Annotated in this window: 22 protein-coding genes; 8 read left to right on the top strand and 14 right to left on the bottom strand. The window is 72.2% G+C overall.

All coding sequences use genetic code 11. The annotated features are described in order from the left end of the window. The 8 genes from RHODO2019_RS05865 to RHODO2019_RS05830 all read right to left on the bottom strand — a co-directional run bounded on the left by RHODO2019_RS05865 (position 1) and on the right by RHODO2019_RS05830 (position 8,975). A complete protein-coding gene (locus tag RHODO2019_RS05865) occupies positions 1-999 on the bottom strand; it encodes an ABC transporter ATP-binding protein (RefSeq protein WP_265384063.1) in 999 nt (332 codons plus the stop codon). Continuing rightward, the gene (locus tag RHODO2019_RS05860) at positions 996-2,039 is read right to left on the bottom strand and encodes an ABC transporter ATP-binding protein (protein WP_265384062.1); all 1,044 of its coding nucleotides are present in this window, start codon (positions 2,037-2,039) and stop codon (positions 996-998) included. Before RHODO2019_RS05860 ends, RHODO2019_RS05865 begins: the two co-directional genes overlap by 4 nt. Further along, positions 2,036-2,923, bottom strand: coding sequence for an ABC transporter permease (locus RHODO2019_RS05855; RefSeq protein WP_265384061.1), 888 nt, complete (start codon positions 2,921-2,923; stop codon positions 2,036-2,038). Before RHODO2019_RS05855 ends, RHODO2019_RS05860 begins: the two co-directional genes overlap by 4 nt. Next, a complete protein-coding gene (locus RHODO2019_RS05850) occupies positions 2,920-3,876 on the bottom strand; it encodes an ABC transporter permease (RefSeq protein ID WP_265384060.1) in 957 nt (318 codons plus the stop codon). Before RHODO2019_RS05850 ends, RHODO2019_RS05855 begins: the two co-directional genes overlap by 4 nt. Positions 3,877-3,881: 5 nt before the next feature. Further along, positions 3,882-5,498, bottom strand: a complete 1,617-nt coding sequence (locus RHODO2019_RS05845; RefSeq protein ID WP_265384059.1) for an ABC transporter substrate-binding protein — start codon at positions 5,496-5,498, stop codon at positions 3,882-3,884. A gap of 158 nt (positions 5,499-5,656) precedes the next feature. Continuing rightward, positions 5,657-6,592, bottom strand: coding sequence for an acetamidase/formamidase family protein (locus RHODO2019_RS05840; RefSeq protein WP_265384058.1), 936 nt, complete (start codon positions 6,590-6,592; stop codon positions 5,657-5,659). Next, positions 6,592-7,986 (bottom strand): APC family permease, encoded by a 1,395-nt coding sequence (locus RHODO2019_RS05835; RefSeq protein ID WP_265384057.1) that lies wholly within the window; start codon positions 7,984-7,986, stop codon positions 6,592-6,594. Before RHODO2019_RS05835 ends, RHODO2019_RS05840 begins: the two co-directional genes overlap by 1 nt. A gap of 65 nt (positions 7,987-8,051) precedes the next feature. Beyond that, positions 8,052-8,975 (bottom strand): proline iminopeptidase-family hydrolase, encoded by a 924-nt coding sequence (locus RHODO2019_RS05830; RefSeq protein ID WP_265384056.1) that lies wholly within the window; start codon positions 8,973-8,975, stop codon positions 8,052-8,054. 93 nt (positions 8,976-9,068) lie between these two features. Between RHODO2019_RS05830 and RHODO2019_RS05825 the strand changes: the two genes are divergently transcribed. The 3 genes from RHODO2019_RS05825 (at position 9,069) to RHODO2019_RS05815 (ending at position 13,075) form a co-directional block, all read left to right on the top strand. After that, positions 9,069-9,806, top strand: a complete 738-nt coding sequence (locus RHODO2019_RS05825) for a FadR/GntR family transcriptional regulator (RefSeq protein ID WP_265384055.1) — start codon at positions 9,069-9,071, stop codon at positions 9,804-9,806. 264 nt (positions 9,807-10,070) lie between these two features. Next, positions 10,071-11,486 (top strand): amidase, encoded by a 1,416-nt coding sequence (locus RHODO2019_RS05820; protein ID WP_265384054.1) that lies wholly within the window; start codon positions 10,071-10,073, stop codon positions 11,484-11,486. Positions 11,487-11,539: 53 nt separating this feature from the next. After that, a complete protein-coding gene (locus RHODO2019_RS05815; protein ID WP_265384053.1) occupies positions 11,540-13,075 on the top strand; it encodes an amidase in 1,536 nt (511 codons plus the stop codon). 21 nt (positions 13,076-13,096) lie between these two features. On the opposite strand, the gene pntB is transcribed toward RHODO2019_RS05815, so the two are convergent. Further along, complete coding sequence (gene pntB, locus RHODO2019_RS05810; RefSeq protein ID WP_265384052.1) at positions 13,097-14,533, bottom strand: Re/Si-specific NAD(P)(+) transhydrogenase subunit beta; 1,437 nt, start codon at positions 14,531-14,533, stop codon at positions 13,097-13,099. Between the two features lie 27 nt (positions 14,534-14,560). Then, complete coding sequence (locus RHODO2019_RS05805) at positions 14,561-16,093, bottom strand: Re/Si-specific NAD(P)(+) transhydrogenase subunit alpha (RefSeq protein WP_265384051.1); 1,533 nt, start codon at positions 16,091-16,093, stop codon at positions 14,561-14,563. A gap of 247 nt (positions 16,094-16,340) precedes the next feature. Between RHODO2019_RS05805 and RHODO2019_RS05800 the strand changes: the two genes are divergently transcribed. Beyond that, positions 16,341-17,954: a phospholipase D family protein gene (locus RHODO2019_RS05800; RefSeq protein ID WP_265384050.1), complete on the top strand. Its 1,614-nt coding sequence runs from the start codon at positions 16,341-16,343 to the stop codon at positions 17,952-17,954. 36 nt (positions 17,955-17,990) lie between these two features. Here the strand turns inward: RHODO2019_RS05800 and RHODO2019_RS05795 are convergent, their stop codons facing one another. Continuing rightward, positions 17,991-18,857: an LLM class flavin-dependent oxidoreductase gene (locus RHODO2019_RS05795; RefSeq protein ID WP_265384049.1), complete on the bottom strand. Its 867-nt coding sequence runs from the start codon at positions 18,855-18,857 to the stop codon at positions 17,991-17,993. Between the two features lie 151 nt (positions 18,858-19,008). Between RHODO2019_RS05795 and RHODO2019_RS05790 the strand changes: the two genes are divergently transcribed. Then, positions 19,009-19,182 carry a CsbD family protein gene (locus tag RHODO2019_RS05790; protein WP_265384048.1) on the top strand — a complete coding sequence of 58 codons (174 nt, stop codon included), beginning with the start codon at positions 19,009-19,011 and terminating at the stop codon, positions 19,180-19,182. On the opposite strand, the gene RHODO2019_RS05785 is transcribed toward RHODO2019_RS05790, so the two are convergent. Next, complete coding sequence (locus RHODO2019_RS05785; protein WP_265384047.1) at positions 19,172-19,960, bottom strand: SGNH/GDSL hydrolase family protein; 789 nt, start codon at positions 19,958-19,960, stop codon at positions 19,172-19,174. The genes RHODO2019_RS05790 and RHODO2019_RS05785 overlap by 11 nt on opposite strands. Before the next feature lie 168 nt (positions 19,961-20,128). On the opposite strand from RHODO2019_RS05785, the gene RHODO2019_RS05780 reads away from it, so the two are divergent. After that, positions 20,129-20,467 (top strand): hypothetical protein, encoded by a 339-nt coding sequence (locus RHODO2019_RS05780; RefSeq protein WP_265384046.1) that lies wholly within the window; start codon positions 20,129-20,131, stop codon positions 20,465-20,467. A gap of 21 nt (positions 20,468-20,488) precedes the next feature. Here RHODO2019_RS05780 and ilvA read toward each other — a convergent pair whose 3' ends face one another. After that, positions 20,489-21,766: a threonine ammonia-lyase IlvA gene (gene ilvA / locus RHODO2019_RS05775; protein WP_265384045.1), complete on the bottom strand. Its 1,278-nt coding sequence runs from the start codon at positions 21,764-21,766 to the stop codon at positions 20,489-20,491. 25 nt (positions 21,767-21,791) lie between these two features. Then, positions 21,792-23,006, bottom strand: a complete 1,215-nt coding sequence (locus RHODO2019_RS05770) for a TetR/AcrR family transcriptional regulator (RefSeq protein WP_265384044.1) — start codon at positions 23,004-23,006, stop codon at positions 21,792-21,794. A 135-nt stretch (positions 23,007-23,141) separates the two neighbouring features. Between RHODO2019_RS05770 and RHODO2019_RS05765 the strand changes: the two genes are divergently transcribed. Both RHODO2019_RS05765 and RHODO2019_RS05760 read left to right on the top strand, forming a co-directional pair. After that, entirely contained in the window at positions 23,142-24,353 is a 1,212-nt protein-coding gene (locus RHODO2019_RS05765) for an acetyl-CoA C-acetyltransferase (RefSeq protein ID WP_265384043.1), read from the top strand. Between the two features lie 13 nt (positions 24,354-24,366). Beyond that, a complete protein-coding gene (locus RHODO2019_RS05760) occupies positions 24,367-26,538 on the top strand; it encodes a 3-hydroxyacyl-CoA dehydrogenase NAD-binding domain-containing protein (protein WP_265384042.1) in 2,172 nt (723 codons plus the stop codon). Positions 26,539-26,571: the final 33 nt, after the last annotated feature.

The following is a 26,571-nucleotide window of genomic DNA, read 5'->3' as shown; positions in this document are numbered from 1 at the left end:
TCATCGTGTGGTCCCCGAGTGGTCGGTGGTGCGGATGTCGGGGCCCGTCCCGTCGGGCCGCACCAGGTGGCAGGCCACTGTCCCGTCCTCGATCTCCAGCAGCGGGGGGACCTCGGTGACGCAGCGGTCGAACGCGAGCGGGCAGCGGGTGTGGAAGCGGCAGCCCGTGGGCGGGTTCAGAGCGGACGGGAGGTCGTCCCCGAGCAGCACCGGCTGGCGGGCGCGCTGGCGGGGTGGGTCGGCGATCGGAGCCGCGGCCAGCAGCGCCTGCGTGTAGGGGTGGGTGGGACGGCTGAAGATCCTCTCCCGGGAGCCCTTCTCGATCAGCTGTCCCAGGTACATCACCGCGATCTCGTCGGCGAGGTACTCCACCGCGGAGAGGTCGTGGGTGATGAACAGGCACGCGAACCCGATGTCGCGCTGCAGGTCGGCCAGCAGGTTGAGCACCGACGCCTGCACCGAGACGTCCAGCGCGCTCGTGGGCTCGTCGGCGACGAGCAGCGTCGGGTCCGAGATGAGCGCGCGGGCGATGCTCACCCGTTGACGCTGCCCGCCGGACAGCTCGTGGGAGTAGCGCCTGGCCACCTCGCTGCGCAGGCCGACACGGCTGAGCTCGCGGTCGACCCGCGCCTGGACGTCCCGTCGAGAGGCGTCCCCCTGCAGCCGCAGCGGTTCGCCTATGACGTCGCCGACCAGCATCCGGGGGTCCAGCGAGCCCGCGGGGTCCTGGAACACGATCGAGACGTCCTTGCGGTGCGGGCGGAGCTGGCGACGGGACAGCTTGGTGATGTCGGTCCCCCCGACCCGCACCGTCCCGGACGTGGGTTCGAGCAGCCGGACGATGCACCGTCCGACCGTGGACTTGCCGGAGCCGCTCTCCCCGACCAGCGCGGTGACCTGGCCCTTGCGGATGCTCAGCGAGACACCGTCGACGGCCCGGACCGCACCGAAGTGCATGACCAGGTCCGCCAGCTCGAGCGCCGGCTCGTCCCCGCTCACGCCCGCACCGCCACTCGCGGCTGCGACGGCGTCCCGCACGGGTGCCAGCACGCGACCAGGTGGTCGGGCCGGGGCTCCTCCGCGCCGGGGTCGGCGCCCAGCTCCGGTCTGCTGTCGTGGCAGAGGCTGTCAGCAGCGGAGCACCGCTCGGCGAAGGTGCAGGCATCGGGCTGGACGGACAGCACGGGCACCAGGCCCGGGATCTCCTGCAGCCGCTCGGTTCCGGCGTGCTTGCCGGGCGCAGGCGAGGCCGCGAGCAGTCCCGCGGTGTAGTGGTGGCGGGGGTGGGCGAACAGCTCGTCCACCCCCGCCCGCTCGATGATGCGTCCGGCGTACATGACCACCACCCGGTCGGCGATGTCCGCGATGACCCCGAGGTCGTGGGTGATGATCAAGATGCTCGTCCCCAACCGGTCCCTGAGCTCGCGCAGGACGTTCAGGATCCCCGCCTGCACGGTGACGTCGAGGGCTGTGGTGGGTTCGTCGGCGACCAGCACCGTCGGCCCGCAGGCCACCGCCATCGCGATCATCACCCGCTGGCGCATGCCGCCGGAGAGCTGGTGCGGGTAGCTGTCGACGCGGGTGCCGGCCGATGGGATCCCCACCAGTGCGAGGAGCTCGACCGCGCGCGCCTTGGCCTTCTTGCGGGAGAGGCCCTCGTGGACCTGCAGCACCTCCCCGATCTGCCGGCCGACGGTCAGCACGGGGTTCAGCGAGCTCATCGGCTCCTGGAAGATGTAGGCGATCTTCTTGCCGCGGGCCGACCGCAGCACCGACTCCCGGGCTCCGACCAGCTCCGTCCCCTCCAGCAGGACCGAGCCCGTGACGTGGGCGCTGCGCGGCAGCAGACCCGTCAGGCTCATCGCGGTGACGCTCTTCCCACAGCCGGACTCACCGACGATGCCGACGATCTCGCCCGGCGCGAGGGTCACGTCCACGCCGTCGACCGCGGACACGGTGCCGCTCTCGGTCGTGAAGCTGACCGACAGGCCGCGCACGGTCAGGACGGGCGCCCCGACGGATCGGGTGGGTGTGGTCATTCTCGGCTTCCCTTGGGGTCGAGGGCGTCACGCAGGCTGTCACCGAAGACGTTGAACGCCAGGGCGAGCACCATGATCGCCAGTCCGGGCAGGATCGCGGCCCACGGGGCCTTCGTGGCGAACTGCTGCGCCGTGGCGAGCATGGTTCCCAGGCTCGGCGACGGCGGCTGGATCCCGAGGCCCAGGAAGGACAGCACCGCCTCACCGAGGATCGCCGCCGGGAGCGCGACCGTTGCCTGCACCAGGATCACGGAGGTCGCGTTGGGCAGGATGTGCCGGAACAGCACCCAGACGTCGCTGGCCCCGTCGACCACGGCGGCCGCCACGAAGTCCAGCGACTTCAGGCGCAGCGTCTCCGAGCGCACCAACCGGATCACCCCCGGGATCTGGGCGATGCCGATGGCCACTGCGGCGTTGCTCAGGCTGGCGCCGCGGATCGCGGCCAGCCCGACGGCGAGGATGAGGAAGGGGAACGCCAGCAGCAGGTCGGTGAACCGGGACAGCACCGCGTCGCACGCGCGGAAGTATCCCGCCGCCAGGCCGAGCGGCACGCCGATCAGCAGTGCCGTGGCCACCGCGAGGGCCGCGACCAGCAGGGACGCCCTCGCTCCCAGCATGATCCGGGACAGGACGTCCCGGCCGAGGTCGTCGGTCCCCAGCAGGTGCCCGGACGTTCCCGGCGGCGAGAACACGTTCGCGAAGTCGGTCTGCTCCGGTGCGTAGGGGGCCAGCCACGGGGACAGCACGGCGACGACGACGGCGACCAGGAGCACGGTGGAGCTGACGACGGCCAACGGGTTCCGGCGCAGCCGTCGCAGCACTCGGCTGCGCCGGCTGGTGCCGCCGCGCACGTCGGCTCCGGTGGGAACGGCAACGTTGGTCATGCGGCATCAGCTCCTACCCGGATGCGCGGATCGATCACGGAGTAGAGCAGGTCGACCAAGAAGTTGATCGTGATGTATGCGGTGGCCGTGACCAGCACGACCGCCTGGATCACCGGGTAGTCCCGCTGGAACACGGCGTCGATGGTCATCTTGCCGAAACCGGGGAGCCCGAAGATCTGCTCGGTGACCACCGCCCCCGAGAGGAGCTCGCCGAGCTGGAGCCCGGCGATGGTGACGACCACGATGAGGCTGTTGCGCAGGGCGTGCCGCCCGACGACGACCGCCGGGCGCAGGCCTTTCGCCTTGGCCGTGCGCACGTAGTCGGTGGACAGCGAGTCGAGCATCGAGGAGCGCGTCTGGCGCATCAGCACCGCCGACAGCCCGGTACCCAGGATGACTGCCGGCAGGATGATGTGGTGCAGGTTGTCGATCGGGTCGTCCAGCAGCGGCACGAAGCCGGACGCGGGGAACAGGCCCGTGGCGACGGCCAGGTACAGGATCGCGACCAGCCCGAGCCAGAAGTGCGGCACGGAGAGTCCGATCAGGGCCAGCGCGTTGGCGAACCACTCCGCCAGGTGTCCCCGCCGGACGGCCGCCACGACACCAGCCCCGACCCCCACGACAGCGGCGATCAGCATCGCCAGCACCGACAGCTCCAGGGTCACCGGCAGCGCGGTCCTCAGCATCGACGAGACGGGGATCCCGGTGCGGATGGAGGTGCCCAGGTCACCCCGGACGGCGTTGCTGATGAAGCTCCAGAACTGCACGGGCAACGAGCGGTCCAGCCCGTACTCCTGCCGGATGGCCGCCAGGACGGCCGGTGAGCGGTCCTCTCCGGCCAGGGCCAGGGCCGGGTCTCCCGGCAGGGCGCGCACCCCGAGGAACACCACGACCGTGGCCAGGAACAGCGTGAGCAGGGACTGCCACGCCCGGTGGAAAAGGTACCGGGACACCGCCGCTACTTGGCGAGCCCGGCGAAGGCGAGCCGGACCACGCCGTCCGGGAAGACCTGGACACCCTTGACGGTGTTGGAGACACCGGTCAGGTTCCGCTGCCGGTAGAGGTAGATGAGCGGGTCGGACTCCTGGATCTTGGTCACGGCCTGGCCGTAGAGGTCACGCCGCTGCGCGAGGTCCGTCGACTGCCGCGCCTGGGTCAGGATCGAGTCGAGGGCGGGGTCGTTGAAGCCGGCAACGTTCTGGCTGCCCCCCGTGCCCAGGAAGTTCGTGATGTTCGCGTCCGGGTCGACCCGGCCCGACCAGCCCAGCTGCAGGAGCTCGAAGTCGCCCCGGTCCTGCTGGTCCAGCAGGGAGGCGTACTCAACGGGCTTGATCTGCAGGTCGAAGCCGCCCTCCTTGACCATCGACTGGAGGGCCTGCGCGAGCCGGAGCGAGTCGGGGTTGTTGGAGACGAGCATCGAGATCGGGTAGGGCGTCTGCACGCCGGCGTCCTTCAGCAGCTGCAGGGCCTTGGCCGGGTCGTGGGGCTTGCACACCTCGGAAGCGGGCGAGCTGAACTCGCTCACCGGCGCGATCGGCGAGCAGGCGGTGGCGTAGAGGTCGTTGAAGACGACCTTCACCAGACCGGCACGGTCGATGGCGTACTCGAAGGCCTGCCGCACACGAGGGTCCTTGGCGGCCGGTGTGTCGACCGGCTTGGCCGGCTTTCCCACGCCGTCGACGTTGCCGACGTTGAAGGTGACACCCTGGTAGCCGAGCGAGGTCGACTGGAGCACCGTCAACGAGGAGTCGGCGCGAACCTCGGGAACGCCCTGCGGGGACAGCGTGTCCGCGACCTGGACGTCACCTGAGCGCAGGTTTGCCGCGCGGATGTTCGCGTCAGTGATGATCCGGTACGAGATCGAGTCCAGGTGGACGTTGGCCGCGTCGTAGTAGTTGGGGTCCTTGACCAGGTCGATGGAGTTCTGCGGCACCCGCTTGTCGAGCTTGAACGCTCCCACGCACACGGGGGCCGTCGAGAACTTGTCGCCCAGCGCACTCGTCGCCGTGGGGCTCATGATCATCCCGGCACGGTCGGCCAGTGCTGCCGTGAGCGGCGCGAACGGCTCCTTCAGGTGCACCACGACGGTGTTCGCACTCGGCGCGTCGACGCTCTCGATCGGCCCCAGCTCGCTCTTGCGGCCCGAGCCCTTCAGGGTCAGGTTCCGCTCGAAGGTCGACTTCACCGCCGACGCGTCGAAAGGGGTGCCGTCGGCGAACTTCACCCCGTCGCGCACCGGGATGGTGACCGTCTTGCCGCCATCGGTGACGGTGGGCAGGGCCGTGGCCAGCTGAGGAACGATCTTCGACTGCTGGTCGACGTCGTAGAGCTTCTCGCACATGGACGAGAACACGTACCGGGAGTAGAGGCTCCGCGACAGCGTGGGGTCGAGCTGGTCCGGCTCCGCGGACAGAGCCATGACGAGAGCTCCGCCCTGCTTCACCTCGCCGGCGGCGGCCGGCTGCCCGAAGCTGTCGGCGGGTGCGGTTGCGGCATCAGCGCCGCCACCGGCGGCCGGTGTCACCGACGAGCAGGCGGCGGTCAGTGCCGCGCAGAGGAGGGCGACACCGCGCACCAGCGCGGTCGTTCTGGGTTGGACTGCACGACTGTGCATGGGAGCACCTGCCCTTCGGATTGCGGGGAGCGTATGTTGTATACGAAGAACTTGACAAGGGTTCGGTGGAGATCGGCGGCTCCGAAGGCTCGGTTGTTGCCACCGGCCGTAGAGACGCGTCACCGGACCGACCTGAGCACGTCCTTCGCGATCCGGGCCAGGGTGACCGCTCCCACCGGCCTGAACGGGTGAAGCGGGTCCGGGTCACGAGAGCCGGTCGGGCCGCCGAGCTCGGTGTGCGCGAGCGCGCTCATGACGACGTAGGCATCGTCGGGGTGGAAGCCGTGATCGTCCACGAGCAGGTCGAACATCGCCTCGTAGGCCATCCGGACGGACTCCTGCACGGGGTCACCGATCCCGACGCACACCCACTCCGGGCCGGTGTCGATCTGCGGGGCGCGCAGGTTCCGACCCTTGACCAGGTCGACGCTGACGGTGGCGCGACCGGCGATCTCGATCGCCACGAACGAGCTCTCGCCGCGGCTCATGACCGCGTGCAGGTCTCCGATCGCGAGCAGCGCGCCCGCCACCTGCACCGGGAGGTAGACGGTGGAGCCCGGCCGGGCGTCGGTGAGATCCATGTTGCCGCCGGTGACGTAGGACGGCATGACCGTCGACATCGTCCCGTGGCGCGGGGCGACCCCGATGCAGCCGATCATCGGCTGCGCCGGGCAGCTGACGGTGTCGGTGAGCCGGACGGTGCCGTCGACGACAGGTATCCGGCGGACGAAGAAGTCCTCACCCATCCGTGCGGTCAGCGCGCCGGCGCCGGGGATGTGGACCGACCAGCCGTGCTCGGCCATCGTGATGTCGTGGATGGTGACCGCGAGAGCGTCGCCGGGTTCGGCGCCCTCCACGTACACGGGGCCGGTCACCGGGTTCAGCGTGGCGGTGATCGTGGCCAGGTCCCGGTGCTGCTCCATCTGCGCGTACGCGGCGTCGTCGGTCTCGAACACGATGCGGTCGCCGGCGCCGGGCGCGACGGTGAGCACCGGTGCGTGGGCCGCGCTGTAGCCCGCGCACGCCTGGTCGCGGGTGATGAGGTGTTCCACCATCACCGCACCTCGACGGGGTCCGCGCCGGCCGCGTGCTCGGGCAGGATCCCGCCGCCGCGGGCCCGGTAGTAGAGCATCACCCCGACGCCGACGACGAGCCAGATCAGGCCGCCGATCTTGGCCGCGGCCTCGGCGTTGTAGAGCACGTAGGCAATGACAGCGAAGCCGATCACCGGGCCGACCCAGTGCACCAGGTAGCGGCGCGAGCCCTGCTTGATCCCGAACCAGACGACCACCGACACGTGCAGCAGCAGGAACGCCGTGAGTGCCCCGAAGTTCACGAGCGAGGCGATGGTGTTGATCTGACCGACGAAGACCAGCCCGAGCACCAGGGTCAGCCCGGCCACCAGCAGGATCGCCCGCTCGGGGACCTGGGTGCGGCGGTTGATGAAGGCCAGGAAGCGGGGCAGCCGACCGTCGCGGCTCATCGAGAACAGCAGCCGCGAGGTGGCGCTCTGGGCGGCCACCGCGTTCGCGATGCCGACGGCCAGGGCGTTCATGGCCAGGAAGGCGATCTGCCAACCGTTGTTGCTGACGCTCGCGACGATGCTGAAGAAGGCGTTGTTGGCCTCCTCGTCGGTGAACGACGTGCGGTTGGGGACCAGCATCGCCGCCAGCCAGGTCTGGCCGATGAAGAAGATGGCCACGATGACGAGCCCGCCGATCATCGCGAAGCCGGCCGAGCCGCGCCCGCCCTTGCTCTCCTCGGACAGGGTGGCGATGCCGTCGAAGCCGAGGAAGCTCAGCACGGCGATGCTCAGTGCGGTGGCGACCAGCCCAGGACTGAACTCAGGCGCGTTGAAGATCGGCTTGGTGGAGAGCTCGGCGCCGTTCGTGCCGTTCCTGATCGCGACCACCGCCATGACCACGAAGATCACGATGAACAGCACCTCGGCGGTGAGGAAGAGCCGGTTGACGATCGCGGTGAAGGAGATGCCGATGTAGTTGACCGCGGTGTTGACGGCGAGGAAGGCCACGATCCACACCCAGCGCGGGACGTCCGGGAAGATCCCGGACATCGACTCGGCGGCGAACACGTAGAGCAGCGTCGGGACCAGCAGGTAGTCGAGCAGGATCGTCCAGCCGGCGAGGAAGCCCAGCTGGGGGTGGACCCCACGGCCCACGTAGGCGTAGACGGAGCCCGCGACCGGGAACGCCCGAGACATCTGGGCGTACGAGACGGCGGTGAAGATCATGGCGACCAGGCCGATCAGGTAGACCAGCGGCACCATCCCCCTGGACTCGTTGAACACCACCCCGAAGATCGCCCAGGGTGCGATCGGGACCATGAAGACCAGCCCGTAGATGAGCAGGTCGGTCCGTGACATTCCTCGGCGCAGCTCCTGCTTGTAGCCGAACTCCTCCACGCCGGAGGTGGGGCGGGTCTCGGTCACGGGACTCCTTCTGTGTTCCTGCTCGAACGGTGCGGGGCGGAGGGCGATTGGTGCGTCGTGCCGGGTCAGTCGTGCTGGCGCAGGAACGACCCGACGACGTCGAGGAACGCCTCGGGCTCCTCGACGTGCGGCATGTGGCTGGACTCGGCGAAGAAGTGGGTTCGGACGTCGGGGATGCCCTCGACGTAGGGCGCCCACGTGTCGGGCTGCGCCTCGTCGTGTGCCCCCGAGACGACCAGCGTCGGGACGCCGATGCCGCCGACGCGACCCACGATCGTCCAGTCCCTCAACGATCCGACCACGTGGAACTCGCTCGGTCCGTTCATCGTGTGGTAGACGGTCGGATCGGCCGCGAGCTGGTCGAAGGAGTCCTTCACCTCGGTCGGGTTGGGCACCGTACGACACACGTGCCGGTCGTAGAAGACCTCCATCGCGCCCGCGTACTCGGCGGTGTCGGTCGTCCCGGCCTCCTCGTGCGTTCCCAGCGTGGCCGCGACGGCGGCGGGGAGCTCGTCCCGCAGGCGGGCCGCCGCCTCCAGCCAGAGCCCCATGCTGGCCGGCGAGTCGCAGATGGAGAGGCTGGCGATGCCGGTGGGATCGGCGAGGACCACCTCAGGGCCGAGCATCCCGCCCCAGGAGTGGCCGAGCAGGTGGAACCGGTCGCTGATCCCGAGCGCGTCGACCACGCAGCGCAGCTCCTCGACGAACAGGTCGACGGTCCAGAAGTCGGCCGGGGCATCGGGCAGGTGGGTGCTGCCGCCGCACCCGATCTGGTCGTAGTGGACGACGGCACGGCCGTCGGAGGCGAGGTTGGCCATCATGAGCGTGTAGTTGTGGCCCACGCCGGGGCCACCGTGCAGGACGACGACGGGGGCCCTGTCGGAGCTCCCCAGCTCACCGGTGACGCGGTACCAGGTCTGCCCGCCACGTGTCTCCACCGTGCCGGTCGTGGTCGCGTCGGGGAACCGCGGATCGCGCGTGGTGGCCATGGGACGCCTCTCCGGTCAGGGGTACCGGGGTACTAGAGCACGCCAAAGGTCTCCTGCCAATACCTTTCGGGCCGACGCGGATAGACTTCCCCGATGACCGCCGAGGAAGCCGGCCGCCGCGGGTTGCACCCGACGTCGCTGGTCTCGTCCCTGGCCGACCGCCTGGTCACCGCGATCGCCGTCGGCGCGTACTCACCCGGGGAGCGGTTGCCCCCCGAGCGCGAGCTCGCCGAGCGCCTCGGCGTCAGCCGGGTGACCTTGCGCCAGGCGCTGGGCCGGGTCGCCGACCTCGGTCTGCTCGACGTGCGCCGCGGTCGGAGCGGCGGCAGCTTCGTCGCGGCCGTCGCCTGGGAGGACATCGCCCCCGAGGCCGCACGCCGGACGCTGGAGGTGGAGCTCCCCCGTCTGGTCGACCTGTTCGACTACCGCTGCATGGTCGAGGGGATGATCGCCCGCGCGGCGGCGGAGCGGCGTACCGCGGAGGACGTGACGATGATGCGCGACGCCATGGCGGAGTTTCGCCGCGCGACGTCGATGATCGAGGCCCGGACCTGGGACCGCAGGCTGCACGGCCTGATCGGCGCCGCAGCCCGCAACCCCCACCTGACCCTGCTGTCGGCCCACCTCACCGCAGCCGCGACCCTCGGCTTCGGCTCGGAGCCCTACGAGGCAGGCTTCGTCGAGCAGGCCACCCACGAGCACGCCGCACTGGTGGGACACGTCGTCCGCGGGGACGCCGAGGTCGCCGGCCGCTGCGCCCAGGCGCACTTCGCGCTGACCCTGGAGACGATGCGGGCGAGCCTGCGCCGCGCGACGGCCAACGGTTCGTAGGGCGGGCCCCCGAGCTGCGGCGTCGACGCCGGGCACCACTCGGCGCGGACGTGGCACCGGTCGCGCCCCAGGGGGCCGCCACCACGGTCGGGCACGGCGCCTCCGGTGTCCCCAGCGACGGGGTGAGCACGGACGCGTCGGTGCGGAACCGCCTGATCGGTCGTGGGTGCGGTGGTGGTCAGGTCGTCCACCCCTCGTGGCCCGGTCGCGTGCCGGGGTGCGGCGATCGAGCCGCGACGAGACCGCGTGCTGCACCATCAAGGGATGACGCTGCCGGACGACGACCTGTGCCTGCTGCCCGCGACCCGGCTGGCCGGGATGGTGCGCGCCCGTGAGGTCTCCGCCCGCGAGCTCCTCGCCGCGCACCTGGCCCGGGTCGACCGCCTCAACCCGACGGTGAACGCGCTCGTGACCCTGGACGTCCAGGGGGCCACGGCAGCAGCGGCCGCCGCTGACGAGGCCCTCGCCCACGGTGCGGCCGTCGGACCGCTGCACGGCCTGCCGGTGGCGCACAAGGACACGCACCTCACCGCGGGGATGCGCACCACCTTCGGCTCGCCCGTGCACCGCGACCTGGTGCCGACCGAGGACGAGCTGGTGGTGGCGCGGATGGGCGCGGCGGGTGCTGTGCGGGTCGGCAAGACCAACGTCCCGGAGTTCGCGGCGGGCTCGCACACCACCAACACGCTGTTCGGGCCCACCCGCAACCCGCACGACCCCAGCCGCAGCGCCGGTGGGTCCAGCGGCGGGGCCGCAGCCGCACTGGCCACCGGGATGGTCGCCCTGGCCGAGGGTTCGGACATGGGTGGCTCGCTGCGCAACCCGGCCGCGTTCTGCGGGGTCGTCGGGCTGCGGCCCAGCCCCGGCCGGGTGCCGACGTTCCCCACGGCGCTGGGCTTCTCGACGCTCTCGGTGCAGGGGCCGCTGGGCCGCACCGTGGCCGACGTCGCCCTGGGACTCTCCGTCCTCGCCGGTCCGGACCCGCGAGCCCCGCTCTCGCTGCCCGAGCTCGGAGCGTCGTTCACCCGACCGGTCCTGGAGGATCTCACCGGTCTGCGGGTGGCGTGGGCACCCGACCTCGGCGGGCGGATCCCGGTCGACGCCGCGGTCCGCGACGCCCTCACCGGTGTCCCCGACCTCGTCCTCGCCCTCGGCGGGGAGCTCGAGCAGGCGTGCCCCGACCTCGACGAGGCCGACGAGGTGTTCACCGTGCTGCGGGCGTGGCTGTTCGCCGCGTCGCTGGGCCCGGTCGTCGACGCCCACCCCGCGCTCGTCAAGGAGACCATCCACGGCAACGTCGCGGCCGGCCGGCGGCTCGACGGGACCGACCTGGCCCGGGCCGAGGCCGCCCACACCCGGCTGCACGTCGCGGTCGCGGACTTCTTCACCCGGTACGACGTCCTGCTCGCCCCCACCACCCAGGTCGTCCCGTTCGACGTCGACACCGAGTACCCCACCGTCGTCGACGGCACTGCGCAGGCCGACTACCTGGGGTGGATGCGGTCCTGCACCCTGATCAGCGCCACCGGGCTGCCCGCCCTGTCCCTGCCCGCCGGCCGGACACCCGAGGGGCTGCCCGTCGGCCTGCAGGTCGTCGGAGCACACCGGGCCGACCAGCAGCTGCTCGAGGTGGCCCACGCCCTCGAGCACGGGCTCGGGTGGGAGGTATCGACCCGTTGACGGGGTGTGGGCCGGGTGCCTAGCGTCGTCACCACCCGCAGTCAGGAGCCCGGATGCCCGTCGACCCGCCCGATGACGCCGCCCTCGATGCGGTCAACCAGCAGTACCGGCTCGGCCTGTCGGGATCCGACCTGGAGTCGTTCGCGCCGATGGTGACCGGGCTGCTCGCCTCCTGGGACGTGGTCGAGGAGCTCTACGCCGCGTCGGTTCCCACGATGGCCGAGCGGACCTGGACGCGGCCCGAGGCGGCCGACAACCCGTACAACGCCTGGTACGTGAAGACCTCCATCACCGGCTCGGGCGAGGGTCCGCTCGCGGGGAAGACCGTGGCGGTCAAGGACAACACCGCGGTGGCCGGCGTGCCGATGATGAACGGTTCGGCCACGATCGAGGGCTACACACCCCTGCGGGACGCCACCATCGTCAGCCGGGTGCTCGCGGCTGGCGGCACCATCGTGGGCAAGTCGGCCTGCGAGGACCTCTGCTTCTCCGGCGGCTCGCACACCTCGCGCACCGGCGCCGTCCGCAACCCCTGGGACGAGACGCGCTCGGCGGGCGGGTCGTCCTCGGGCAGCGCCGCCCTGGTGGCGGCGGGGATCGTGGACGTGGCCACCGGTGGCGACCAGGGCGGCTCCATCCGCATCCCCAGCGCCTACAGCGGCACCGTGGGCCACAAGCCGACCTGGGGCCTGGTCCCCTACACCGGCGCGTTCCCCATCGAGGCGACGATCGACCACGTCGGCCCCATCACCCGCACCGTGGCCGACTCCGCGCTCGTGCTGAGCGTGATCGCGGGGCCCGACGGGCTCGATCCCCGCCAGCCCCGCGACCTCGTGCCGGTGGACTACCCGGCCGCGATCACCCGCGGCGCCGAGGGGCTGCGGATAGGTGTCGTGGCGGAGGGGTTCGCCCAGGCGAACGCCGAGCAGGGCGTCAACGACGCGGTCCGCGCAGCAGTCGACACGCTCGTCGGCGCCGGGCTCAGCGCCGAGGAGGTGTCGATCCCCTGGCACCTGCACGGCGCCAAGATCTGGGACGTCATCGCCGTGGAGGGCCCGACGGCGCAGATGGTGGACGGCAACGGCTACGGGATGAGCTGGAAGGGCCTCTACGACCCGGAGGTCGTCGAGCACTACGGCAGCCGCTGGCGCGCCGACGGCAGCCAGTTCCCCGAGACGGTCAAGCTGGTCCTGCTCACCGGCCGGTACGCCATGAACCGCTACCAGGGCAAGCACTACGCCATGGCGCAGAACCTGGCCATCGAGCTCCGCAGGGCCTACGACGAGGCGCTGTCCCGCTACGACGTGCTCGTGATGCCGACCGTGCCGCTGCAGGCCACGCTGCTGCCGAAGCCGGACGCCCCGCGCGAGGAGGTCATCCCTCGCGCCCTGGAGATGATCGCCAACACCTGCGTCACCGACGTGACCGGGCACCCCGCCTGCAGCGTTCCCGCCGGTCTGGTCAACGGCCTGCCCACCGGGATGATGATCATCGGGAACCAGCACGACGACGCCACCGTGCTGCGCGTTGCCCACACCTTCGAGCAGGCGGTCGGCGGGTTCCCGACACCGACGGTGTCGACGCCGTAGCGCGAACCCGGGCGGGACGGGTCAGCCGACGCGCGCCGGCACCTGCGCCCGCAGGATGTCCTCGACCCGGTCCTTGGCGTCACCGAAGATCATCGACGTGTTGTCCCGGAAGAACAGCGGGTTCTGCACGCCGGCGTAGCCCGGCGCCATCGACCGCTTGAACACCACGACGTGCTTGGCGTCCCACACCGTCAGCACCGGCATCCCCGCGATGGGGCTCGTCGGGTCGTCGGCCGCGGCCGGGTTCACGGTGTCGTTGGCCCCGATGACGAGGACGACGTCGGTCTCGGCGAAGTCGTCGTTGATCTCGTCGAGCTCGAGGACGATGTCGTAGGGCACCTTGGCCTCGGCGAGCAGCACGTTCATGTGCCCGGGGAGACGGCCCGCGACGGGATGGATGCCGAAGCGCACGTCGACGCCGCGGGCGCGCAGCAGCCGGGTCAGGTCGGCCACGCCGTGCTGCGCCTGGGCCACGGCCATGCCGTACCCCGGCGCGATGATGACCCGCTCGGCGTCGGACAGCAGCTCGGCCACACCCTCGGCGGTGATCTCGTGGTGCTCGCCGTAGTCGGTGTCGTCGCCACCCGCCGCCACGATGCCGAAGCCACCGGCGATCACGGAGAAGAACGAGCGGTTCATGGCCGTGCACATGATGTAGCTGAGGTAGGCACCCGAGGACCCGACCAGCGCCCCGGTGATGATGAGGAGGTTGTTCTCCAGCAGGAAGCCCGAGGCCGCCGCCGCCCAGCCCGAGTAGCTGTTCAGCATTGACACCACCACCGGCATGTCGCCCCCGCCGATCGAGGCCACGAGGTGCCAGCCCAGCGCCAGGGCAACCACGGTCATGGCGACCAGCAGCCACAGCGCCGGGGACACGACGAACCACGCGGTGAGCACGACGAAGGCGACCAGGGCCCCGACGTTGATCAGGTTCTTGCCCGGCAGCACCAGCGGGGTGGAGCTGATCCGCCCGGAGAGCTTGCCGTAGGCCACGATCGAGCCGGTGAAGGTGACCGCGCCGATGAAGACGCCGATGAAGACCTCGCCGTGGTGGATGCCGAGCGTGCCGATGGCGTCGAGCGCGGCGGCCTCGGCCCCGTCCGGGTGGGCCTCGACCTCGAGGTAGCCGTTCCAGCCCACGAGCACGGCGGCCATGCCGACGAAGGAGTGCAGCAGGGCGATCAGCTCGGGCATGCCCGTCATCTCGACCGAGCGCGCCCGGGCGATGCCGATCGCGGCACCGATGGCGGTGGCCAGCAGGAGCAGGCCCAGGCCCAGGCCGGACAGGCCACGGTCGATCGCCAGCACGACGGTGGCCACCAGGGCCACGGCCATGCCGATCATGCCGAACCCGTTGCCCAGGGTGGCGCTCTCGTGCTTGGAGAGCCCGGCGAGGGCCAGGATGAACAGCAGCGCGGAGACGATGTACGCCGCGGACGCAGCGGTCTGGATGGTCATCGTGGGTTCCTCATTCTCACAGCCCGCTCAGCTTCGGCTGAACATGGCGAGCATCCGGCGGGTGACGGCGAAGCCGCCGACGACGTTGATGCTGGCCAGCAGCACCGCGAAGAACGACACGATCGTCACCAGGGTGCTGCCGCTGCCGATCTGCAGCACCGCCCCCACGACGACGATGCCGGAGATGGCGTTGGTGACGCTCATCAGCGGGGTGTGCAGCGCGTGGTGCACCTTGCCGATGACGTAGTAGCCGACCACGATCGCCAGGGCGAACACCGTCAGCGGCCCCAGCAGCGCGGGCGGGGCCACGGCCACCAGCAGCCCGAGCACCAGGGCGGCGACGGTGACCACGGTGAGCCGGCGCGCGAGCGAGGCGGGGACCTTCGGCTCGGCCACCACGGGGGCCTTCGCCGGGGACACGGCAGCAGGCGCGGCCGAGACCTGCACCGGCGGGGGCGGCCACATCAGCTCACCGTCGCGGACCACGGTGATGGTCCGCTGCACGACGTCCTCGTGGTCGAGCACCAGCTCACCGTCGCCGCGCGGGGTCATGAGCTTGACCAGGTTCAGCAGGTTGGTGCCGTAGAGCTGTGAGGCCTGGGCGGGCAGGCGGCCGGCCAGGTCGGTGTAGCCGATGATCGTGACACCGTTCCCGGTGACCACGGCCTCGCCCTTGACGGTGCCCGCGACGTTGCCCCCGTTGGCCGCGGCCATGTCGACGATGACCGAGCCGGGCTTCATCGAGGCGACCATCTCGGCGGTGAGCAGGCTCGGCGCCGGCCGGCCGGGGATGAGCGCGGTGGTGATGACGATGTCCATGTCCGGCACGGTCTTCGCGTACAGCGCCTCCGCGAGGGCGGCGTAGTCGGTGCCCATCTCCTTCGCGTAGCCGGTGCCGGGCCCCTCGTCGGTCACCTCGGGGGTCTCCACGGCCAGGTACTGCCCGCCCAGGGACTTCACCTGGTCGGCCACCTCGGGCCGCGGGTCGGTGGCGTGGACCACCGCGCCCATGGCACCGACCGCCCCGATCGCGGCCAGGCCGGCGACCCCGGCGCCGCACACGAGCACCTTCGCCGGCGGAACCTTGCCCGCTGCGGTGACCTGGCCGGTGAAGAAGCGGCCGAAGACGTGGGCGGCCTCGACGACGGCGCGGTAGCCGGCGATGTTGGCCATGGACGACAGCACGTCCATCGACTGGGCGCGGGAGATGCGCGGCACCGCGTCCATGGCCAGCGCCGTGATGGGCCGCCGGGCCAGGTCGGCGACCAGCTCGGCGTCCAGGGCGGGGCTGAGCAGGCTCACCAGCGTGGTTCCGGGGCGGAGCCGGTCGAGCTGGTCGGGCGAGGGTGCGTTCACCCCGAGGACCACGTCGGCCAGCGCCGCGTCACCGGTCGTCGCGCCGGCCTGCGCGTAGGCGGCGTCGGTGAAGGTCGACGCCTCACCGGCCCCGGCGTCGACCACCACCGCGTAACCGAGCTTCTGCAGCTGCACCACCGTCGCTGGAGTGGCGGCCACCCTCGTCTCGCCGGGCCGAGCCTCCTTGAGCACACCGATCAGCACGGTCGTTCCTTCCCGGGGGTCGTGGTCAGACCTGCGCCGCCACCGGGAGGGTAACGACCAGGACCGTGTCGGCGACACGCAGGAGCACGCCGGTGTGAACCGGTGCCGGTCAACGGGCACCCCGCCGGGCGTCGTAGGTGGCCCCGCTGGACCGCCCAGGCTGCTGCTCCGGATGGCACGTCGCCCCGAATCCTACCTGCGGTCCCGGGCTCCCGGTCGCGGGCCCGCCTGCCTACGCTGACCAGCCATGACCCCCCCGCACGAGGACGCTGCTCCGGCGCGCTGGTTCCTGAGCGCGACCGAGCGCGGCAACCCGCACACGAGGCTGACCTCCCAGGCCACGGGCCACGGGTGGACCACCGGCAACGCCGTCGAACCGGTGGTCCACGGGGCGCACTACTTCCGCCGGGTGCTCGAGCAGGTCACCGACCTGCGGGCGGGCGACCAGATCTACTTCACGGACTGGCGCGGCGACGGGGACGAGCGGCTCGCCGCCGACGGACCCACCGTGCACGAGCTGCTGTGCGGGGCGGCCCGGCGGGGTGTCGAGGTGCGCGGACTGCTGTGGAGGTCGCACTCCGACCACATGTCCTTCAGCGCGCAGCAGAACCAGCGCCTGGGCGCCGAGCTCAACGAGGCCGGCGCCGAGGCCCTGCTCGACCAGCGGGTGCGGCGCTTCGGCTCGCACCACCAGAAGCTGCTGCTCCTGCAGCGGGCCGCGCCGGCGGGGGCGGTGGCCTACGTCGGTGGGATCGACCTCAGCCACAGCCGGCGCGACGACGCCGAGCACCGCGGGGACCCGCAGCAGCAGCCCATGGACGCGCGGTACGGACCCCGGGCCCCCTGGCACGACCTGACGATGGCGGTCCGCGGCCCTGCGGTGGGCGAGCTGCTGGAGACCTTCGCCGAGCGGTGGGACGACCCCACGCCCCTGGACCGGCGGACCCCCTACCGGATGCTGCTGCAGCGCCGGGCGGACATGCCGCGCCGGCCTCGCCCGCTGCCTGCCCGGGGCCCGCTGCCCGAGCCGTGCGGCGAGCAGGCGGTGCAGGTGCTGCGCACGTACAGCCGCAAGCGCCCGCGGTTCCCGTTCGCGCCGCAGGGCGAGCGCAGCATCGCCCGGGCCTACGAGAAGGCCTTCGGTCTCGCCCGCTCCCTCATCTACATCGAGGACCAGTACCTGTGGTCCCCCGTCGTCGCACGGCTGCTCGTCGCCGCCCTGCGCCGGGCGCCCGCGCTGCGCGTGATCGCGGTGGTGCCCCGGTTCCCGGACGCCGACGGCACGCTGATGGGTCCGGTCAACCGGATCGGGCAGATCCGGGCCATGACCCTGCTCCGGTCCGAGGCCCCGGACCGGGTCGGTGTGTTCGACCTGGAGAACGCCGCGGGCACGCCGATCTACGTCCACGCCAAGACCTGCATGGTCGACGACGTGTGGTTCACCTGCGGCTCGGACAACTTCAACCGCCGTTCGTGGACCTCCGACAGCGAGCTCGCGTGCGCGGTGGTCGACACCCGCCGCGACCCGCGCGAGCCCACGGTGCTCGACGGGCACGGGGCCGGGGCCCGCGTGGCCGCCCGCGACCTGCGGCTGCAGCTGTGGGCCGAGCACCTCGGCCTCGCCCAGGACGACCCCCGGCTGCTGACCGGCGACCTGCTCGCGCTGTGGACCGCACGAGCGGCCGACCTCGACCGCTGGCACGCCGCCGGCGGTGGCGGTGCACGGCCACCGGGTCAGGCACGCCGCCACGACCCCGACCCCGTCAGCCGGGTCCGACGGCTGCTCGCCGACCCCCTCTACGCCCTGGTCGCCGACCCCGACGGTCGGTCGCGCCGGCAACGTCGGAGTCACGAGCTGTGACCACCGCCGCCGGGCTGGGGTCGCGAGCGCGCGGCCTCAGCTCAGCAGCAGCCCCACCTCCGCCGCGAAGGCCATGAATGAGGCCGGATCCGGGTCGTCGTCGGTGGGCTGCAGAGCGACCGCGTCAGCGCCGGCCCCGGCCCACCCGCGCAGGGCCTGCGCCACCTGCTCGGCGTCGCCGGCCGCGCCCCAGCCCGGGCCGTCGAAGCCCCACCTGGCCTGGCAGGCGTCCAACCGCTGCTGGGCGCCCGGACCGGTGGCGACCGGGACGAAGACGGTGACGTCGTGGTGGTCGGTGCGACCGGCCCGCTCGCGACCGATGTCGATCTGCTCGCGCGCCGCGCGCAACCGGTCCACGGTGGTTCCCGCCGGCAGGAGGGTGCCGTCGGCCAGCGCACCGGAGAGCTGCAACGACCTCGGACCCTCGGCCCCGGCCAGCACCGGCACGCGCTGCAGCGGCGGCCAGTCCAGCGCGACGTCGTCGAGGTGGACGTACCGACCTCGCGTGCTGACCCGCTGTCCGTCCAGCAGGGCGCGCAGCGCGGTCAGCTGCTCGTCGAGCAGCGTCAGCGGGGAGGCGGCCCGGACACCGGCCTGCCCCATCCACGACTGGACGCCGTGGCCGATCCCGGGCCGGAAGCGGCCGGGGAACAACCGCTGCAGGGTGGCGATCTCCATGGCGGTCAGGGCCACCGTGCGCAGCGGGGCCGGCATCAGGCCGATGCCGACGTCGATCCGCGTGGTCGCCGCCAGGCAGGCGCTCGCCGCCGCCACCCCGGACTGCTGGAAGCAGTCCTCCCACACCCACAGCTCGTCCACCCCGGCCTCGTCGGCCGCACGGGCCAGCGGGAGCAAGGTCTCCGGAGCCCAGGCCGGCAGGAAGATCGCTCCGGTGCGCGTCACGCGCGAGACGGTAGCCCCCGGGACGCGCCCACCACCACGACCGAGACGGGCCTCCCGCACTCCCCCGGTGCTCCCGTGGCCGCGCGACTACCGTCCCCGAGCACGGACCGCCGCACGGCGGCCCGCTGCGCACAGAACCGAGGAGAGCGTCATGGCACTCGACGACAAGGCATCGAACAAGGCCGAGGAGCTGAAGGGCAAGGCGAAGGAGAAGGTCGGTCACGCCACGGGCGACGAGCAGATGGAGGCCGAGGGCAAGGGCGACCAGGCCAAGGGCAACCTGAAGCAGGCCGGCGAGAAGATCAAGGACGTCTTCAAGCACTGACCCCCGGACCACCTCGACGTCGGGGCGCCGCCCTGCCACGCCCGCAGGCCAGGCTGCTGCGGATCGTGGGCTCGAAGGCCGTCGCGATCGCGGCGTACCCGGCGTCGTTGGGGTGGAAGAAGTCCCCGGCGAGCCGCCCTCGCCACGACCGTGGGCCGGTGACCCGCAGGTCGACCATGACGATCGCGCCGTTCCTTGCGGCCCGCTCGACGTGCTCGTTGGCCAGGGTGGCGGCACCGCTGGGCTGGGGAAGCGTGGCGACCACCGCACCGGACGGCAGTCGGTCCACGAGCTCGGCGAACGCCGCCGGCAGCTCCCTGCGGCGGCCCCGGTCCCCGAAGAGGTCGTTGGAACCCACCAGCACCGTCACGAGGTCGTCCTCGCGCGGGCCGAGCCCGTGCAGCAGGGGCAGCTGCTGGTCGAGCACGTCGCTGACGCGGGCCCCGGTCGCGGACAGGTTGAGCACCTGCAGGTCCTCGCCGTCGGCGGCCAGCCGCCCGCGCAGCTGCCCGACCCACCCCGCCTCGTGGCTCGAGGCGCCGACGCCCTGCGACATCGAGTCCCCCAGCACGATCCAGCGTCGACCGGGCCGGTCGAGGTTCCTGCTGTTGTCGACCCGCCACGCGTCCGCGTACGGCTCGACCTGGCGCCACACGGCGGCCACGCCCGGCAGCACCGCCCCCATCACGCGGATGGCACGGCCCGGGCCGCGCCCCGTGCGGTTGTCGTAGGTGAAGTCCGCGGGGACCACGACACCGCCTCCGTCCCGGGTGCTCACGCGTGCGGCCAGGTCCGGCCGCACCGTCGTGGGGACCAGACTGCCCCGGGCGGTCCGGACGTGCCGGACAGGCACCCTGGTCGCTGAGCACCTCGGGGCGCCCGTCCTGGGCACCGGGACGGGACGCCGGGACGACCACCCCGGCCGCACCAGCGCTACGGTCGCTCCATGCGATCCGCCCTCACCCTCGTCGTCACCGGTCTCCTGCTGGTGGCGGGCTGCTCCTCCGCCCCGGCCCCGGACAGCCCCGCCCCGTCCGCCACCACCGCGGCGGCCCCGACGAGCCTCGGCTCGGCGCAGGAGCGCGCGCAGGCGCTGGCCGCCGTCCCCGCGGCGCTGACCAAGGTCACCGGCGCACAGCGCCAGGCCGCGTGCAGCTCCTACACCTCGGGCAAGGACGCGTTCCTGTCCGCGTTCGAGAGCCGCTTCGACGCGCGGTACGCGGCGATCACCCCCGACGAGCTGACCACCGTCCGCGGCACCCTCGACCAGGTCTGCGGCGGCTGAGCGTCCGAGCCCGCAGCGGCCTCAGAGCAGGAACTCGAACACCGGGCTCCCGGGCTCGACGGGCTCCACCTTCAGCGGGGTGGCCGCCATGCGCTCCAGCAGCCCCGCCAGGTCGCCCGCCCGGGCCAGCTCGATGCCGATCAGCGCCGGGCCCGTCTCGCGGCTGCTGCGCTTGACGTACTCGAACAGCGTGATGTCGTCGTCCGGGCCGAGCACCTCGTCGAGGAAGCGCCGCAGCGCTCCCGGCTCCTGCGGGAAGCCGACCAGGAAGTAGTGCTTGAGCCCGGAGTGCACCAGGGAGCGCTCGAGCACCTCGGCGTAGCGACTGACGTCGTTGTTGCCGCCGGAGAGCACGCACACCACGGTCTGGCCCGGTTCGACCTGCACCACGGTGCCCAGGGCGGTGGCCGTCAGCGCACCGGCGGGCTCGGCGATGATCCCGTCGGTCTGGTACAGGCCGAGCATCTCGGTGCACACCGCACCCTCGGCCACGCTGACGAGCTCCGCGCCCGCGTCGCGGATCAGCGGGAAGGTCACCGCACCCGCCTTGCGGACCGCGGCACCGTCGACGAAGGAGTCCAGCGCCTCCAGCGCCACGGGCTCGCCCGCCGCGAGCGCGGCCGCCATGCACGCGGCGCCGGCGGGCTCGACCCCCACCACCCTGGTCCCGGGGTGGCGCTCGCCGAACCAGGTGCTCATCCCGGCCAGCAGGCCGCCGCCCCCGACCGGCACCACGAGCACGTCCGGGGCCCGGCCCAGCTGCTCCACGAGCTCGCAGGCCACCGTGCCCTGCCCGGCCACGGTGCGGGGGTCGTCGAAGGCGGGCACCAGCGTCGCGCCCGTCCGCTGCGCCTCCGCCGCCGCGGTGCTGCTGGCGTCCTCGTAGGTCTCCCCCACCACCACCACCCGGACGTCGTCCCCACCCAGCGCCGCGATCCGCTCGCGCTTCTGCCGCGGCGTGGTGCCCGGGACGAACACGGTGCCGGTGACCCCCAGCTGACGGCAGGCCAGCGCCATGCCCTGCGCATGGTTGCCGGCGCTCGCGCACACCACGCCGCGGTCGCGAACCTCCGGCGGGAGCTGGACCACCAGGTTGTACGCGCCGCGCACCTTGTACGAGCGCACCGTCTGCAGGTCCTCGCGCTTGAGCCACACCTGGGCACCGGTCCGGGCCGAGAGCCGCGGGTTGGGCTCCAGCGGGGTGCGGGTGACCACCCCGGCCAACCGGGCCGCCGCCTGCTCCACGAGCTCGGCGGTGACGGTGGGGGCGGGGCGGGCCGAGCCGGCGGGCGGTGTCACGCCCGCAGACGATGCCAGGTGCCCCTCACGCCTGCGCCGAGGGCACGTCCAGCACGGCCAGCACCAGGGCGACGAGCTCGGCGCGCAGCCCGGGACGGCCGGCCACGCTGCGGGTGCGGGCGAGGTCGTTGGCCACCGTGAGCCCGGCGTGCACCAGCACGGCGGCGTCGGCGGCGGCGAGCTCGGGGTGCACCTCCCGCAACGCCCACACCCAGTGGGCCACGAGCTCGCGCTGGTTGCGCCGCAGTCCCTCGCGGTCGGCCCCGGTGACGGCGGCCCGATCGGTGGACATCCCCACCCGCAGGTCCGGGGAGACCAGCAGCGCGTCGACGTAGGAGCCCACCAGCCTGCGGAGCACGTCGTGGGCGTCCCGGCCGACGCGCAGCGCGTCCAGCACACCGAGGGCGAGCCGCTCGGCCGCCCGCTGGCAGACCGCCACGAGGACGCTGACCTTGCTGGGGAAGTGCCGGTACACGCTGGGCCCGGCGATGCCCACGGCCGCACCGATGTCGTCGATCCCCACCGCGTGGTACCCGCGCTCGGCGAACAACCTCGACGACGCCTCGAGGATCTGCTCGCGCCGGCTGCCGGGGGTCCACGCCGGGGCCGGGAGCGGCGGGGTCGGCGCGGCCGCGCCGGGCTGGACGCCCAGCACCCGCCCTCCGGCCGCGCGCAGCAGGTCCCGGGCCCGCGCCGACCCGATCCGCGTGCGGTGCACGGTGGTGCTGCCGAGCACGCTCATCACGGCCCAGCACAGCAGCTCGGCGTCGGCCGCGCTGAGCTCGGGCCGCTGCACCCGGACCACGTCGCCCCAGGTGGTCAGCAGCGCGTGCGCGCGGCGGGCCACCTCGCGCTGGTCCGCCGGCGCCAGGTGCCCCCCGGTCCAGCGCCACACCACCGCGGCGGCCGGGCGTGCGACGGCCAGGGCCACGAGCTCGGCGAGCAGGGCCGTCACCTCACCACCGGCCGGAGCGGCCACCTGGTCGGGGTCCGTCGGAGCCAAAGCCGCCGCGGACCGCTGCTCCAGGTGGCCGACGCCGGCGAGCACGACCTCCGCCAGCAGCGCCTGCTTGTCCTCGAAGTGCCGGTACACCCCGGGCCCGGTGACACCCGCAGCCGCCGCCACGTCCTCCACCGAGACGGACTCGTACCCGCGCTCGGCGAACAGGGTGGTCGCGGCCGCCACCAGCTGGGCACGGCGGTCCGAGCCCCGTGCGGCCGTCGTCGCTTGCGTGCTCACGTGACGGGACGCTAGCAGGCGAGGAGGGCACCGGCAGCCGTCCTGTCTGCGACGATGGCGTCTGCAGTGAACCGCTGTTAGCATCAGCGACGGTGGACGAGGCCGTCCACCACCCGATCCCAGGAGGCTCGCACAGTGAGTGGTGAAGCGTTCATCTACGAGGCGATCCGCACGCCCCGAGGCAAGAACAAGGGAGGTGCGCTGCACGGCACCAAGCCGCTGGACCTCGTCGTGGGGCTCATCGACGAGCTGAAGGTCCGCCACCCCCAGCTGGACCCGAAGGACATCGACGACGTCGTGCTCGGCGTGGTCTCCCCCGTCGGCGACCAGGGCTCGGACATCGCCCGCACCGCGGCCATGGTGGCCGGCCTGCCGGACACGGTCGGTGGCGTGCAGCTCAACCGCTTCTGCGCGTCGGGCCTCGAGGCCGTGAACACCGCGGCGCAGAAGGTCATCTCCGGCTGGGACCAGCTCGTGGTCGCCGGTGGTGTCGAGTCCATGTCGCGGGTGGCCATCGGCTCCGACGGCGGGGCCTGGGCCATGGACCCGGCGACCAACTACGACACCTACTTCGTGCCCCAGGGCATCGGCGCCGACCTCATCGCCACCATCGAGGGCTTCTCCCGCGAGGACGTCGACGCGTTCGCCGTCCGCTCCCAGGACCGCGCCGAGGCCGCCTGGAACGGGGGCTACTTCGCCAAGTCCGTCGTGCCCGTCAAGGACATGAACGGCGTGACCCTGCTCGACCACGACGAGCACCGCAGGCCCGGCTCCACCGTGGAGTCCCTGGGCAAGCTCAAGGCCGCGTTCGCGGGCATGGGCGAGATGGGCGGCTTCGACGCCGTGGCGCTGCAGAAGTACCACGCCACCGAGCGCATCAACCACGTGCACACCGGGGGCAACTCCTCCGGGATCGTCGACGGCGCGGCCCTCGTGCTCGTCGGCACCGAGGAGGCCGGCGCCCGCGCCGGGCTCACCCCGCGCGCCCGCGTCATCGCCTCCGCGACGAGCGGGGCCGACCCCACGATCATGCTCACCGGCCCCACCCCGGCCACCCGCAAGGTGCTGGCCACCGCGGGGCTCACCGTGGACGACATCGACCTGTTCGAGCTCAACGAGGCCTTCGCCTCCGTCGTGCTCAAGTGGCAGAAGGACCTGCACATCCCGGAGGAGAAGCTCAACGTGAACGGTGGGGCCATCGCGATGGGGCACCCCCTCGGGGCCACCGGCGCGATGCTCGTCGGCACGGTCGTCGACGAGCTGGAGCGCACCGGCGGACGGCGTGCGCTGGTGACGCTGTGCATCGGCGGCGGCATGGGCGTGGCCACCATCATCGAGCGGGTCTGAGGAGCTGACTGACATGAGCGAGACGAACACGATCCGCTGGGACTCCGACGCCGACGGCATCGTCGTGCTGACCCTGGACGACCCCAACCAGTCGGCCAACACGATGAACGCCGACTACCTGTACTCCATGGGCGTGGCGGTGGACCGGCTGGAGGCCGAGAAGGACACCGTCACCGGCGTCGTCATCACCTCCGCCAAGAAGACCTTCTTCGCCGGCGGCGACCTGCACGACCTGATCAAGGCCGGCCCGGAGGACGCCCCCCAGGTCACCGAGCACGCCAACCGCATCAAGGCCCAGCTGCGCCGGCTGGAGACCCTCGGCCGGCCCGTCGTGGCCGCCGTGAACGGGGCGGCCCTCGGTGGGGGCCTGGAGATCGCCCTGGCCTGCCACCACCGCATCGCCGCGGACACCCGGGGGTCGCTCATCGGCCTGCCCGAGGTCACGCTGGGGCTGCTGCCCGGCGGTGGCGGCGTCACCCGCACCGTGCGCATGCTGGGCATCCAGGGCGCAGTGCTCCAGGTGCTCGCCCAGGGCCAGCGCTACCGTCCGGCCAAGGCCAAGGAGGTCGGCCTGGTCGACGAGGTGCTGGACACCGTCGAGGAGCTGGTCCCGGCGGCCAAGGCGTGGATCAAGGAGCACCCGGACGCGGTGCAGCCGTGGGACGTCAAGGGCTACCGGATCCCCGGCGGCACGCCGTCCAGCCCGGGCTTCGCCGCGAACCTGCCGGCCTTCCCGTCCAACCTGCGCAAGCAGATCAAGGGTGCCCCCATGCCGGCGCCGCGGGCGATCCTCGCCGCGGCCGTCGAGGGGGCCCAGGTGGACTTCGAGACCGCCACCCTCATCGAGACCCGCTACCTCGTCAGCCTGGTCGTCGGCCAGGTCTCCAAGAACATGATCAAGGCGTTCTTCTTCGACCTGCAGCACATCAACGGTGGTGGCAGCCGCCCGGAGGGCTACCCCCAGCACACCGTGCGCAAGCTCGGCGTGATCGGCGCCGGGATGATGGGTGCGGCTGTCGCCTACGTCTCGGCCAAGGCGGGCATCGAGGTCGTCCTCAAGGACACCACGATCGAGGCCGCGACCAAGGGCAAGGGCTACGCCGAGGCGCTGGAGGCCAAGGCCCTCAGCCGCGGCAAGACCACCCCGGAGCGCTCCGCGGAGCTGCTGGCCCGGATCACCCCGACCGCCTCGGCGGCGGACTTCGCGGGCGTGGACTTCGTCATCGAGGCGGTCTTCGAGTCCGTGGAGGTCAAGCACGCGGTGTTCGGCGAGATCCAGGACGTGGTGGAGGCGGACGCGGTGCTGGGGTCCAACACCTCCACCCTGCCCATCACGGCGCTGGCCGAGGGCGTCTCCCGTCCCGCGGACTTCATCGGCGTGCACTTCTTCTCCCCCGTGGACAAGATGCCGCTGGTCGAGATCATCCGCGGGGAGAAGACCTCCGACGAGGTGCTGGCCAAGGTCATCGACTACACGCTGCAGATCAAGAAGACCCCGATCGTCGTCAACGACAGCCGTGGGTTCTTCACCAGCCGGGTCATCGGCACCTTCCTCAACGAGGCCATCGCGGCCCTCGGCGAGGGCGTGGCGCCGGCCACCATCGAGCAGGCCGGGTCGCAGGCCGGCTACCCCGCACCCCCGCTGCAGCTCATGGACGAGCTGACCCTGACGCTGCCGCGAAAGATCCGCGCGGAGACGAAGGCGGCGGTCCTGGCCGAGGGCGGCACGTGGCCCGAGCACGGCTCCGAGGCCGTCATCGACGCCATGCTCGACATCCACGACCGCAAGGGGCGCAGCACCGGAGCGGGCTTCTACGACTACGACGAGAACGGCAAGCGCACCGGGCTCTGGCCCGGCCTGCGCGAGGCGTTCGGCACCGGTTCCGGGAAGGACGTCCCGTTCCGCGACCTGCAGGAGCGGATGCTGTTCGCCGAGGCCCTGGAGACGGTGCGCTGCTTCGACGAGGGCGTGCTGACCTCCGTGCCGGACGCCAACATCGGGTCCATCTTCGGCATCGGGTTCCCTGCCTGGACCGGTGGTGTGATCCAGTACATCAACGGCTACGAGGGCGGGCTCAAGGGCTTCAACGACCGCGCCCGCGAGCTGGCCGAGCTCTACGGCCCGCAGTTCACCCCGCCGCAGTCGCTGGTCGACAAGGCGGACGCGGGCCAGATCATCGAGTAGGTCGCACCCGGGACGGCGGGGCGGGTCGCACGG

The organism is Rhodococcus antarcticus (assembly GCF_026153295.1).
Classification (GTDB): domain Bacteria; phylum Actinomycetota; class Actinomycetes; order Mycobacteriales; family Mycobacteriaceae; genus Rhodococcus_D; species Rhodococcus_D antarcticus.
Note: the sequence above shows the minus strand (reverse complement) of the source record. Positions and strands in the feature narration are given on the sequence as shown.